This window comes from Azospirillum mesophilum (assembly GCF_053470405.2).
The window spans coordinates 275,916-288,132 of the sequence record NZ_JBPXMQ020000002.1; the positions used below are offsets into that span (position 1 = coordinate 275,916).

General features: G+C 69.6%; 10 protein-coding genes and 1 other RNA gene. All 11 read right to left on the reverse strand.

Annotated features, from left to right (window positions below; translation table 11 throughout):
- Positions 1–6 precede the first annotated feature (6 nt).
- A complete protein-coding gene (locus tag ACSVC7_RS03470; protein WP_448202562.1) occupies positions 7–1,488 on the reverse strand; it encodes a UDP-N-acetylmuramoylalanyl-D-glutamyl-2,6-diaminopimelate--D-alanyl-D-alanine ligase in 1,482 nt (493 codons plus the stop codon).
- Entirely contained in the window at positions 1,485–2,939 is a 1,455-nt protein-coding gene (locus ACSVC7_RS03475; RefSeq protein WP_448202829.1) for a UDP-N-acetylmuramoyl-L-alanyl-D-glutamate--2,6-diaminopimelate ligase, read from the reverse strand. The genes ACSVC7_RS03470 and ACSVC7_RS03475 overlap by 4 nt, the downstream gene beginning before the upstream one ends.
- Positions 2,908–4,725, reverse strand: a complete 1,818-nt coding sequence (locus tag ACSVC7_RS03480) for a peptidoglycan D,D-transpeptidase FtsI family protein (protein ID WP_448202561.1) — start codon at positions 4,723–4,725, stop codon at positions 2,908–2,910. The genes ACSVC7_RS03475 and ACSVC7_RS03480 overlap by 32 nt, the downstream gene beginning before the upstream one ends.
- Complete coding sequence (ftsL, locus tag ACSVC7_RS03485; protein ID WP_448202560.1) at positions 4,722–5,507, reverse strand: cell division protein FtsL; 786 nt, start codon at positions 5,505–5,507, stop codon at positions 4,722–4,724. The genes ACSVC7_RS03480 and ftsL overlap by 4 nt, the downstream gene beginning before the upstream one ends.
- Positions 5,504–6,499 (reverse strand): 16S rRNA (cytosine(1402)-N(4))-methyltransferase RsmH, encoded by a 996-nt coding sequence (gene rsmH, locus ACSVC7_RS03490; protein WP_448202559.1) that lies wholly within the window; start codon positions 6,497–6,499, stop codon positions 5,504–5,506. The genes ftsL and rsmH overlap by 4 nt, the downstream gene beginning before the upstream one ends.
- Positions 6,500–6,501: 2 nt before the next feature.
- Complete coding sequence (locus ACSVC7_RS03495) at positions 6,502–6,996, reverse strand: division/cell wall cluster transcriptional repressor MraZ (RefSeq protein WP_448202558.1); 495 nt, start codon at positions 6,994–6,996, stop codon at positions 6,502–6,504.
- A gap of 544 nt (positions 6,997–7,540) precedes the next feature.
- Positions 7,541–7,952: RNase P RNA component class A (gene rnpB / locus ACSVC7_RS03500), an RNA gene on the reverse strand.
- Positions 7,953–8,049: 97 nt separating this feature from the next.
- Positions 8,050–8,646, reverse strand: a complete 597-nt coding sequence (locus ACSVC7_RS03505) for a Uma2 family endonuclease (RefSeq protein ID WP_448202557.1) — start codon at positions 8,644–8,646, stop codon at positions 8,050–8,052.
- 71 nt (positions 8,647–8,717) lie between these two features.
- The gene (locus ACSVC7_RS03510) at positions 8,718–9,404 is read right to left on the reverse strand and encodes an N-acetylmuramoyl-L-alanine amidase (RefSeq protein ID WP_448202556.1); all 687 of its coding nucleotides are present in this window, start codon (positions 9,402–9,404) and stop codon (positions 8,718–8,720) included.
- Complete coding sequence (locus ACSVC7_RS03515) at positions 9,401–10,249, reverse strand: DMT family transporter (protein WP_448202828.1); 849 nt, start codon at positions 10,247–10,249, stop codon at positions 9,401–9,403. The genes ACSVC7_RS03510 and ACSVC7_RS03515 overlap by 4 nt, the downstream gene beginning before the upstream one ends.
- A 25-nt stretch (positions 10,250–10,274) precedes the next feature.
- On the reverse strand, positions 10,275–12,101 hold the full coding sequence (locus tag ACSVC7_RS03520) for an ATP-binding cassette domain-containing protein (protein WP_448202555.1): 1,827 nt from the start codon (positions 12,099–12,101) through the stop codon (positions 10,275–10,277).
- Between the last annotated feature and the right edge of the window lie 116 nt (positions 12,102–12,217).

Sequence of the window (12,217 nt, forward strand, 5' to 3'; positions counted from 1 at the left end):
AACCGGTCAGCCTCTTTGTCCGTTCGCCGCAACTTGCGACGAGCCGTCATTCTTGTCGTTTTTCGTGTCCTGGCGGGTGTCGAGCGCCGACAGCGCCTCCACCACCAATCCCGTGCGGCTGCCGGCGGAGCCCTTCACCAGCACCACGTCGCCGCCCTTGACGGCGTCCGCGACGATGGGGGCCAGCTCTGCGCTGGTCTCGGCCCAGGCGCCGCGCATGGCGGGCGGCAGCCGGTCGAACAGCGCCCGCGTGTGCGGGCCGCAGCCGTAGACCGTGTCCACATGCGCCGCCTTCAGCGGCTCGGCCAGCGCGGCGTGCAGCGCGTCGGCGCGCTCGCCCAGCTCGCGCATGTCGCCCAGCACCGCCACGCGGCGTCCGCCGGCGCCGGGGTCGATCTTGGCCAGCACCTCGAAGGTGGCGGCCATGGCGGCGGGGCTGGCGTTGTAGCTCTCGTCGATCAGGGTGAAGGCGCCGTGCGCGGCGTGGATGCGCTTGCGCGTGCCGCGCCCCTTCACCGGCTGGATGGTGGACAGCGCGCGGGCGGCGGCGGCCACGTCGGCGCCCAGCGCCTTGACCGCCAGCAGCACGCCCAGGCTGTTCATCACCCAATGCTTGCCGGGCAGGGCCAGGCAATACTGGATGCGTTCGCCCTTGATGACCGCCGTGACGGCGCTGCAGGTCGCGTGCAGCGAGCAGTCGAGCAGCCGCGCCTCCGCGTCCTCGTGTGCGCCGAAGCCCCAGACGCGGCTCAGCCCCTGGGTGCGGGCGGCGGCCAGCAGGCGGCCGTAATGCGGGTTGTCGCGGTTCAGCACGGCGACGCCGTTGGGGTCCATGCCCTCGAAGATCTCGGCCTTGGCGTCGGCGATGGCCTCGACGGAGGCGAAGAATTCCAGATGCGCCGCTTCCACCGTGGTAATGAGGGCGACGTGCGGCATCACCTGCCGCGACAGGGGGCCAAGCTCGCCCGCGTGGTTCATGCCCAGCTCGAACACGCCGAACTGCGTGTCCGCCGGCATGCGGGCCAGCGACAGGGGAACACCCCAGTGGTTGTTCAGGCTGCCTTCGGTGGCGAAGGTGCGGCCCTGCTGCGACAGGACGTGGCGCAGCGCCTCCTTGGTCCCGGTCTTGCCGACGGAGCCGGTGACGCCCACCACCTTGGCCTTGCTGCGCAGCCGCGCGACATGGCCCAGGTCGGCCAGCGCCGCCAGCGTGTCGCCATCCACGGCCAGCAGCGGCGCGTCGCCCGGCACACCCGGCGGCACGGTGCTGACCAGCGCGGCGGCGGCCCCGGACTCCAGCGCCCTGGCGACGAAGTTGTGGCCGTCGAAGTTCGGTCCCTTGATGGCGACGAACAGGTCGCCCGGCGCCACCTTGCGGCTGTCGATGGTCACGCCGGTGGCGGTCCACGGGCGCGTCACCTGCCCATTGGTGGCGGCGGCGGCGTCTTCCGCGGTCCACAGAGGGACAGTCGTCTTCTCGTCGCTCATGCTCCAACCTCCGCTACGGCGGCTTTCGCCTCGGTCGCGTCGTCGAACGGCAGCACCTCGGTGCCGACCGTCTGACCCTGCTCGTGTCCCTTGCCGGCGATGACCAGGACGTCACCGGCCGACAGACCCTTGACGGCGGCGCGGATGGCCTCGCGCCGGTCGCCGATCTCCTCCAGCGCCGCGGAGCCGGCCAGCACCTCCTTGCGGACGGCCGCCGGCACCTCGGTGCGCGGGTTGTCGTCGGTGACGATGGCGCGGTCGGCCAGACGGCCGGCCAGCTCGCCCATCACCGGACGCTTGCCGCGGTCGCGGTCGCCGCCACAGCCGAAAACGACGACCAGCCGGCGCTGGGCGTGCGGCCTCAGCGCCGTCAGCACCGTCTCCAGCGCGTCGGGCGTGTGCGCGTAATCGACGTAGACCGTCGCCCCGCTGGGATGCGTGGCGACGTGCTGCAACCGCCCCGGCACGCCTTCCAGGCGGGTCAAGGTCTCCAGCGCAGCATCGCGATCCTCGCCGGAGCCGATCACCAGGCCGAGCGCGCACAGCACGTTCCACGCCTGGAACCGGCCCGCCAGCGGCAGGTCCACGGTCACGTCGCGCCCCAGGACGGTGAGGGCGAGGCGCTGGCCGTGCGCCAGCGGTTCGACCCCGTTCACCCGAAGCTCGCGACCGGCCAGACCGTACCCGAAGACGCGGTGACCGCGCTGTGAACAAATCTCGGAAAGCTCGCCGAAGGTGCCGCTGTCGGCGTTCAGCACGGCGGTGCCGCCCGCCGGCAACAGCCGGTCGAACAGCATGGCCTTGGCCTGGAGGTAGGCCTCCATGGTGCCGTGATAGTCCAGATGGTCGCGCGTCAGGTTGGTGAAGCCGGCGGCCTTCAGCGCCACGCCGTCCAGCCGGTGCTGCTCCAGCCCGTGGCTCGACGCCTCCATGGCCAGCCGCTCGATCCCGGCGTCCTTGACGGCGGCGAGGTCGCGGTGCAGCGCCACCGGGTCCGGCGTCGTCATGCCGCCATAGCCCTCCAGCCCCGGCCCGATCAGCCCCAGCGTGCCCAGCGCCGCGGCCTTGTGGCCCAGCAGGCTCCAGATCTGGCGGGCGAACTGCACGGTGGAGGTCTTGCCGTTGGTCCCCGTTACCGCCACCACCGTCTCCGGCTGGCGGCCGTGGAAGGCGGCGGCCATCAGCGCGAACAGCCGGCGCGGCTGCGCGTCCTCGACCAGCACCGCGCCGCAGCCTTCGGGCAAGACGGTCCCCGGCTGCGCCACCACCGCGACGGCCCCCTTGGCGAGCGCGTCGGCGATGAAGGCCCGCCCGTCCGTCTTGACGCCGGGCAGGGCCGCAAAGACGAAACCGGGCCTGACCGCGCGGCTATCCGCGGTCAGCCCGGTCACCTCGATGGCGTCGTGTCCGGAACGCGCGTCAGCGCTGCTTTCCGGAAGGAGGCGGGACAGAAGCAACGGTGCTTCCTTTCGGTTGCGCGGGCGGGGCGGCGGGCAGGGGGGGCGTGGTCTGGCCCGCGGTGTTGATGTAGGTGGCGTTGATGATCTCGGGCGCGGTGTCGTCCACCGGCTGGACGCCCAGCAGCGGACCGATCTGCTTGACGATGCGGCCGACCGCCGGGGCGGCGACCCAGCCGCCGGTGGCGAAGCCGTAGGTCTTCTTGGTGCCCTTCGGCTCGTCGACCAGCACATAGACGATGTAGCGCGGGTCGTTCATCGGGAAGGCGCCGAGGAAGGACGACATGCGCGAGTTGCGCTCGTAATGCCGGCCCTTCTGCTTTTCCGCCGTGCCGGTCTTGCCGCCGACGACGTAGCCCTTGGCGTTGGCCGACTTGGCTGTGCCGTCGGTGACCACGAAGCGGAACAGCCGGCGCATCATGGCGCTGGTCTGCGGCGAGATGACCTGTTCGCCCGGAACCTCGGCGCCCGGCTCGCGCTTCAGGATGGTCGGGTGGCGCAGGACGCCGCCGTTGATGGCCGAGGCGGCGGCCGTCACCGTGTGCATCGGGCTGACCGACATGCCGTGGCCGAAGGCGATGGTCATGGTGTTGACCTCGCGCCACGGGTTGGGCACCAGCGGCCAGCCGTTCTCCGGCAGCTCCAGCGTGGTCGGGCGGGTGAGCCCCAGCTTGGTCAAAAAGGCCTTCTGCGCCTGCACGCCCACGGTCAGCGCCATGCGCACCGACCCGAGGTTAGAGGATTCCTGGAACACCTCCGCCACCGTCAGGTTGTGGTGGAACGGGTGATATTCGCGGATCGTGAAGCGGCCGACCTGGATGTTGTGGATAGTGTCGAAGGTGTCGGTGACCCGGATCTTGCCCGAGTCGAGCGACATCGCCGTGTTGAAGATCTTGAAGGTGGAGCCCATCTCGTACACGCCGAGCGTCGCGCGGTTGAACAGCGCGTCCTGGCCGGCCTTGTCGCTCAGCGCGGGCGGATCATGCGGGTCGAAATCGGGCAGCGACACCATCGACAGCACCTCGCCCGAGCGCACGTCGAAGATGATGCCGGCAGCACCAATGGCGCTGAACTCCTGGATGGTCGCCGTCAGCTCCTTCTTCATGATGTGCTGAAGGCGCAGGTCGATGGACAGCTGCAGCGGCTTGTTCGGGTCGTTGACCAGACGCTTGTTGTGCGCCTGCTCGATGCCGCTGAGGCCGTTGTTGTCGACGCCGGTGAAGCCGACGATGTGCGAGGTGAGGTTGGACGCCGGGTAGAAGCGGCGCTCCTCCCGCTCGAAATAGACGCCGGGCAGGCCCAGCTTGAACACGGCGGCCTGCTGCTTGGGCGTCAGGTTGCGCTTGATCCAGATGAAGCGCTTGTCGCCGCTCAGCTTCGCCAGCAGCTCCTTGTAGTCCAGCTCCGGCAGGGCGGACGACAGCTTGCGCGCCACCTCCTCCGGCCGGCTGATCAGCTTGGGGTCGGCGTAGAGCGACTGCGTGGCGAGCGAGGTCGCCAGCAGGTTGCCGTTGCGGTCCACGATGTCGGCGCGGTTGACCGGCGGCGCGTCGATCTCCGCCGCCATGCGCTGGCGCGGTTCGGCGGCGTGGCTCAGCAGCGTCGCGTCCACCAGCTTGATGCCGATGGCCGAAAAGACCAGGGCCACCATGGCGGCGGTGACCATCAACCGGTTCCGGCTCTGCTCCAACGCGACGGACAGCGACGTCCGCGGCTTGGAAGCCGGGGGCGGCACGGCATAGGCGCCGGTGGGATCAAGGCCGGTCGGCGGAACGCTCATCGATTCGCTCCCAGGCGGGCGACCAGGACGCCGATGCTGTCGGTGCCCCTGGGCGGCGACGGCGGCGGCGGGGGAGCGGCGTGGGCGGAACCGGACACGGCGGCGGACTGCGGCTGCCGGGCGGGCGGCACGGACAGGGTCTTCGGCGCGGCGGCCGGGACGGCGGCCACGGTGGTCGGTGCCGGCAGCGGACGGGCGGCGACGTCCGTCGGCTTGATGCTGATCGGCGCCGGCTTGGCGACCGCAGCCGGCTGCGCGCCGGGCAGGGCAGGGGCCTTGGCAGCGGCCGGGATGATCGCCGACGGCTTGATCGGGGCGGGCTTGGCCGGGGCGGAGGCCGGAATGATGCCGGCCTTGAGGGTGGTCCCGGTGTTGCTGGCCCCGGTGTTGCTGGCGACAGCGGGCGCGGCCGGCTGGCCGGCCGGGGGCGACAGGCGCACCATCGGCGGCAGCGGCGCTGCGGGATCCATCTTCGGCCCGGCCGGCGGAACGACCTCGGCCCCCGCCGGGCGCATCGGCACCACGTCCAGCGCCACGAACTGGCGCGCATCCGTGGGTTGCAGCGCCAGATGCTGGGACGCCAGGGATTCCAGACGCGTCGGGTCGTTCAGGTAGCTCCATTCCGCCTTCAGGATCTGGATGGCTTCCTGTTCTTCCATGATCTTGCGGTTGAGGGAGCCGAGCTGTTCCTCCAGCTCCTGCACCTCATAGCTCGTCTGGAACAGCACGCCGCCGGCGGCGGCGGCCAGGCCGAGCCAGAACAGCGCGGATTTACCCTTCATGCCGCCTCCTTGCCGGGGGCCGGGAATGCCGGCGCCGACGTGCGTTCGGCCGCGCGCAGCCGGGCGGAGCGCGCGCGGGGGTTGTGTCGGGATTCCGTCTCAGTCGGCACGATGGGCTTGCGCGACAGCAGGCGGAAGGATGGGGCACGCGCGTCCACCGCAATGGATGGCGTGTGTCGGGAGGGGGAGGGCGGGGGCGACGAACGCTCCTTCAGGAACGTCTTTACTTCCCGATCCTCCAGCGAATGGAAAGAGACAACGGCGAGGCGCCCGCCGGGCTTCAGGAGCGACTCGGCGGCGGCGAGGCCGCGGCGCAGTTCCCCCAGCTCGTCGTTCACATGGATGCGCAGCGCCTGGAAGGTGCGGGTGGCCGGGTCGATGGCGTCGCCCTTCCCCTTCGGCACCACGGATCGCACGATCTCGGCCAGCTGGCGGGTGCGCTCGATGGGGGCGGTCTTGCGCGCGGCGACGATGGCGCGGGCCACGCGGCGGGCCATGCGCTCTTCGCCGTAATGGAAAATGATGTCGGCCAGCTCGCCCTCGTCCGCCGTGTTCACCACGTCGGCGGCGGTCGGCCCATCCCGTCCCATGCGCATGTCGAGCGGGCCATCGAATCGGAAGGAGAAGCCGCGCTCCGGCTCGTCGATCTGGGGGGAGGAGACGCCGACGTCCAGCGCCACGCCGTCCACCGACTCGACGCCGCGCGCGGCCAGCAGCGACTCCATGTCGCCGAATCGGCCTTCCACGATCTCCAGCCGGCCGGGGTAGGCGGCGGACAGCTTGCGGCCGCGCTCGATCGCCTCGGGGTCGCGGTCGATGCCCCAGACGCGGCAGTCCGCCGACTCCAGGATTGCGCGGCTGTAGCCGCCGGCGCCGAAGGTGCCGTCCACATAGACGCCGCCGTCGCGCGGGGAGAGCGCGTCGACGACCTCGGCCAGCAGCACGGGGATGTGGGGGGAGGCGGGGGTGGGGCCGGGGGCGGGTGTGGTCATGCTCAGCCCTCCCCTGCCCGGCTGGCGGCGCCGCGCGACGCCTTGGCGACGATCTGGCTCAGCGAGATGTCCTTGCGCACGACCTGGTCGCGCAGCGTCTGCTCGTGGGCCTTCAACGCGTTCGGTTCCCAAATCTGGAAGGTCTTGCGGCGGCCGATGAAGGCGGCTTCCTCGCCGATGCCGGCGAATTCCGCCAGCTCCTTGGGCAGGACGATGCGGCCCTCGTTGTCGAGGGAGACGGGGATCAGCTTGCCGAAGATGAAGGTTTCGATCATGTCGCGCTCGTCCGCGTCCAGGTCGGGGGATTCCAGGCTTTCGGACAGCACGTCGAGGTAGTTCTGGTCGGCGCCTTCCAGCGCCTGATGGTTCAGCGAGGGCCAGAGATAGACGGTCGTCGGCTCCGAGCTTTTGGCAAGACTCTGCCGAAACTGCGCCGGGATGGAGCAGCGACCTTTCCTGTCAACTTTGTTGACGTATGTGGACAGGAAAATGGCCATCGGCCCGACGATCTCCCCCCGCTCCCGTTGTGCGGAACCCGCCGTCGCGAGCCCCGTATCCACCCTTTCCGCGAAACCCGCCCGGTCAGGTTACCTTGACTGGGTAGATCCCCCCTCGCGGTGGGCATTCTTGGGATAACATGGGACGGCATGGGCGTCAACGCCCCCGCCAGTATTCAGACAGAGCTGTCAAGACTTATCGCCCGATGTGTTGCAAGGGCGCAAATAGGTGAGCGGAATCGGCGAGGTCCAGCAACATTTCAGCGCCCTATCCGGCGTATCGGCGCGGTGCTAGGGCAAAGTTCCCAGGATGTTCCTAAAATCCCGTGAATGGTTATAGTCATGTAACGCGCCGGACGAGCGAATCGCATACCCCCAACGGTCTAACTTCAGGGGGTAGTCGGGTGGGGGCAGTCATGGGACAGCATGGGATTTCGCCCCACAGTTATCCACCGCCTGTGGATGAAACTGGGGAAAGATGGGCACGATGAGGCGTCACCCCGCGATAAAGGGGTGGCTCCCTACCTCAGACGTGTTGTGGATAAGCGCCAGATGGCCTGTAAGCCGGGTTTTGTCCTCAGGTTTCCCTGATGGATGGCCATTCATCTGGGACGCCGGTTGCCCGGCGCCTCTCGCGACCAACCCGGGCGGCGGCGCGGAAACGCGCTTGGCCCCATACCGTCCCAGAAGGACAGCGGGCCGTGCCGCCCCTATTCGGTCTTGCTCCCGGTGGGGTTTACCGTGCCGCCCCTGTTGCCAGGGGCGCGGTGCGCTCTTACCGCACCCTTTCACCCTTACCGCGGCCCCCGACAAAAGCCGAGGACCGACGGCGGTTTGCTTTCTGTGGCACTTTCCCTAGGGTCGCCCCCGCCGGCCGTTAGCCGGCACCGTGTTCCCGTGGAGCCCGGACTTTCCTCCCCCGACGACGTGTCGAAGGCGGCCATCCGGCCATCTGGCGGGGGTCTATGTATAGGGTCGCGGCGGCTTGCGCAATGCCGGTGGGGGCCGATCCCAAAGCGGCGCCCGAAATAGCGCCCGAATCAGGACGCCTGCTTACAAAGAGGCTTCCGCCGGCGGCTCGCCCTCGGGCAGATCGACGTTGGCGTAAAGCGCCGCCACCGGCGCTTCGAACCCCACGCTGTCGAGTCGCAAGGCGTCCTCCGCCTCCACCAGCAGGTCCACCTGCCAGCGGGTCGCGTCCAGCCGGCGGTGCACCTCCACGAACAGCATGTCCGCGTGGACCAGCACGACCTCCATCACGCTGGGTATGGCCCGGTAGACCGGCAGCTTGACCTTGCGGTCGTGGTCCTCGGTGGAGCGGGACAGGATTTCGACGATCACCACCGGATCCGGCACCGCATACTGCCCTTGCCGGTGCGGCGTGCAGGTCACGGCAAGGTCGGCCTGGAAGTAGTTCCGGAAGCTGTTGGGCTTCAGGATGCCGGCCTCCGACCGGACATGGCAGGGCGGGCGCTTGCGCAAGGTCTCGGTCAGCGCAACGGCGACGTTGACTGCGATGATCTGATGCGCGGCGTAGGTCGGCGCCATGGCGAACGGCACGCCGTCGATCAGCTCATAGCGCGTGTCCGTCCCATCCTCCCAGACGAGGAAGTCGTCCACGGTCATGCGCTTGTAGGCCAGTTCCGACATGCTGCACCCCCGCCGGTGATGGGTTGTGGTCACCACTATATAAGATGTGGCGCGGGGAAGCGAATCGCCGCCTACCGCCCGGTCACCCGTACCAGCGCGCGCAGCCGCCGCACCGTCTCCGAGTCGGCGATGCCCGTCAGCGACTCCGGCCGGAAATGGCGCTGGAAGGACAGCAGTGCGCGCGGGCAGGCCGCGTCGTAGCCATAGCGTCCCAGAAGGTCCGCCACGTCATCCCCGCCGAACGGCCCGTCGTCCTCCGGCCGGACCTCCGGCCAAATCCCGATGCCCTGTGCCGCCAGCCCCGGCCAGTCGAACAGCTCGCCGGGGTCTTCCTTGCGCGCGGGCGCGATGTCGCTGTGGCCGATCACGTTTTCCGGCGCGATCCCATGCCGTCCCATGATGCCCCGGCAGAGATCCACCACCGCCGCCATCTGCTCGGGCGGAAAGGGCCGGTAGCCGAACTCGTGGCCCGGATTGACGATCTCCACGCCGATGGACCGGCTGTTCACGTCGCCGACGCCGCGCCACATCGACACGCCCGCGTGCCAGGCGCGCCGGTCCTCCGGCACATGGGCGTAGACGGTCCCGTCCTCGTCCACCGTGTAGTGCGCGCTGACCTGGGCCACCGGGTCGCACAGCCGCTCCAGCGCGTCCGCCGCCGTCGGCATCCCCGTGTAATGAAGGATGAGCAACTCCGCCCGCGCGCCCTCCGGCCGAGGTCCATGGTTGGGGGAGGGGAGGTCGATAAACGTCGTCACGTCGGATTCGTCACCTTGTCGCCCACCGCCGCCGGGCGTTTCTGCACGATGAAGGCGACGCCGCCCACCGTCAGCAGCCCGCCCAGCACCAGCCGCAGCGTGAAGGGATCGCCCATCAGCAGCACCCCCGCGGCCACGCCGAAGACCGGCACGGTCAGCAGATAGGGCATGGTCTGGTTCACCTGGTACCGGCGCAGCAGAGGGTACCACATCCCATAGGCGCCGATGGTCACCCCCACCGCCATGTAGACGATGGCGCCCCAGCCCCACAGCGTCGCGTTGGCGAGCGCCGCGCCATGTCCGCTCTCCAGCAGCAGCGACAGCACCATCAGCTGCGGGGCTGCGAACAGCGCCATCCAGCCGTTCAGCGCGAAGCCGTCCACGCCAGCGATTGACTTCATCTGCATGCTGGCGGCGGCGAAGGCGACGCTGGCGCCCAGGATCATGAACAGCGGGGTCAGCGACCCGGCCAGCCGAGGCTCGCCCGCGATGACCACCACGCCCGCGAAGGCCGCCGCCATGCCGAAGGCGCGGCGCCAGCCCAGCTTGTCCTTGAACAGCACCGCCGCCAGCAGGGAGGAGAAGGGCACCTGCGCCTGCGCGGCGATGGAGGCCGTGGCCGCGTCGATGCCGTTCAGTCCGCTGAACATCAGCGGGAAATGGACGCTCCCCAGCGTCACCGACAGGGCGGCGATGGGCAGCATCTTGCCGCGCGGCACCCGCGCGAATGGCACCAGCAGCGCCGCGACCAGCAGGAATCGCAGGGCCATGATGAACAGCGGCGGAAACTCCGCGAGGCCCCATTTGGCGACCACGAAGTTCAGCCCCCAGATCGCCATGACCAGCAGGGCGAGCCCCGAGTCGCGTGGCTCATGCCCGGCCGCCTTCCAACTCCTCGCGCAGGGCTTCCAGCTCCAGCCAGCGTTCCTCGGCGGTGGCCAGTTCGGCCTGCTTGGCCTGAAGCTGGTCGGACGTCTTCTGGAACTTGGCGGCGTCGCGGGCGAACAGGTCGGGGTCGGCCAGCGCCGCTTCCAGCTTCGCCACTTCGGTGGTCAACTTGTCCATGCGCGCCGGCAGGTCGTCCAGCTCCCGCTGGTCCTTGTAGCTCAGCTTGCCCTTCGGCTTCGGCGCGGACGCCTGCGCCGCCGGCTTCGCCTTGGCCGGAGCCGCGACCTTTTCCTTCGGCGCCGGGCGCTGCACCAAGTAATCAGAATAGCCGCCCGCGTATTCGGTGATCGTCCCGTCGCCCTCCAAAGCAATCGTGGAGGTCACCAGCCGGTCGAGGAAGTCGCGGTCGTGGCTGACCAGCAGCAGCGTGCCCTGATAGTCGCCCAGCACGTCCTCCAGAAGGTCCAGCGTGTCCATGTCGAGGTCGTTGGTCGGCTCGTCGAGGATCATCATGTTGCTGGGCCGCGCGAACAGCCGGGCGAGCAGCAGCCGGTTGCGCTCCCCGCCCGACAGGGCCTTCACCGGGCTGTCCAGCTGCCGCGTGTCGAACAGGAAATCGCGCATGTAGCCGGCGACGTGGCGCGGTTGGCCGTTCACCATCACGCTGTCGCCGCCGTAGGGGCACAGCACCTGCCGGATCGTCTCCTCCGGATCCAGCCCGACCCGCCGCTGGTCGAAATAGGCGGTTTCCATGTTGGTGCCCAGCCGCACGGTGCCGCTGTCCGGCTCCATCTGGCCGGTCAGGATCTTCAGCAGCGTGGACTTGCCGGCGCCGTTCGGCCCTATCAGCCCCACGCGGTCGCCGCGCAGGATGCGGGTGGAGAAGTCCTTGACGACCGTCTTCCGCCCCTCCGCCGAGTCGAACCCTTTGGAGATGGTCGTGGCCTCGATGACCAGCCGTCCGCCGCGTTCGGCCTCGGCGATGGCCAGCTTGGCCTGCTGGCCACCCTTGATGCGCTCCGCCCGGTCGGTGCGGAGTTGCAGCAGCGCGCGCACGCGGCCCATGTTGCGGGTGCGCCGGGCGGAGATGCCCTCGCGCAGCCACTTCATCTCGCCTTCGATCTTGCGGTCGAGCTTCTGGGCGGCGATTTCCTCCGATTCGAACACCTCGGCCTGCCAGGTCTCGAACTCGGCGAAGCCGCGATCGGTCGCGCGCACCGTGCCGCGGTCCAGCCACAGCGTGCGCCGCGCCAAGCGGTTCAGGAAGGCGCGGTCGTGCGAGATCAGCAGCAGCCCGCCGCGATAGGCCAGCAATTCCTCTTCCAGCCACTCGATGGTCGGCAGGTCCAGGTGGTTGGTCGGCTCGTCCAGCAGCATCACGTCCGGCTCACCGACCAGCGTCCGGGCCAGCGCCGCGCGCCGCGCCTCGCCGCCCGACAGCGTGTTCGGGTCCAGATGGCCGGGCACCTGCAACCGGTCCAGCACCGCGTCGACCCGGTGCGCCTCGTCCCGCTCGTCGGCGGGCAGGCCGGCGGCGACATAGTCGTGCACGGTGGCGCAGCCGGTGAAGTCCGGCTCCTGCGGCAGATAGGCGATGCGAGCGCCGGGCTGGACGAAGACATTCCCGCCGTCCGGCTGGATGATGCCGGCCAGCACCTTCATCAGCGTGGACTTGCCGGAGCCGTTCCGGCCGACCAGGCAGGCCTTGTCGCCCCGCCCGAGGGACAGGTCGATGGATTCGAACAGCGGGCGCCCGCCGAACGTGACGGACACGCCCTGGAGCGCGGTGATCGGAGCGGGAGGAGCCATGACCCAACAACACGGTATGCGGAAGGCTGCTTATATAGCGCGCACTCCCGCTCCCCGCGACACCCGATTGCGCCGGGGCCGCGATGCGCGGGAACGTTGCCCCCTCCCCAACCCTC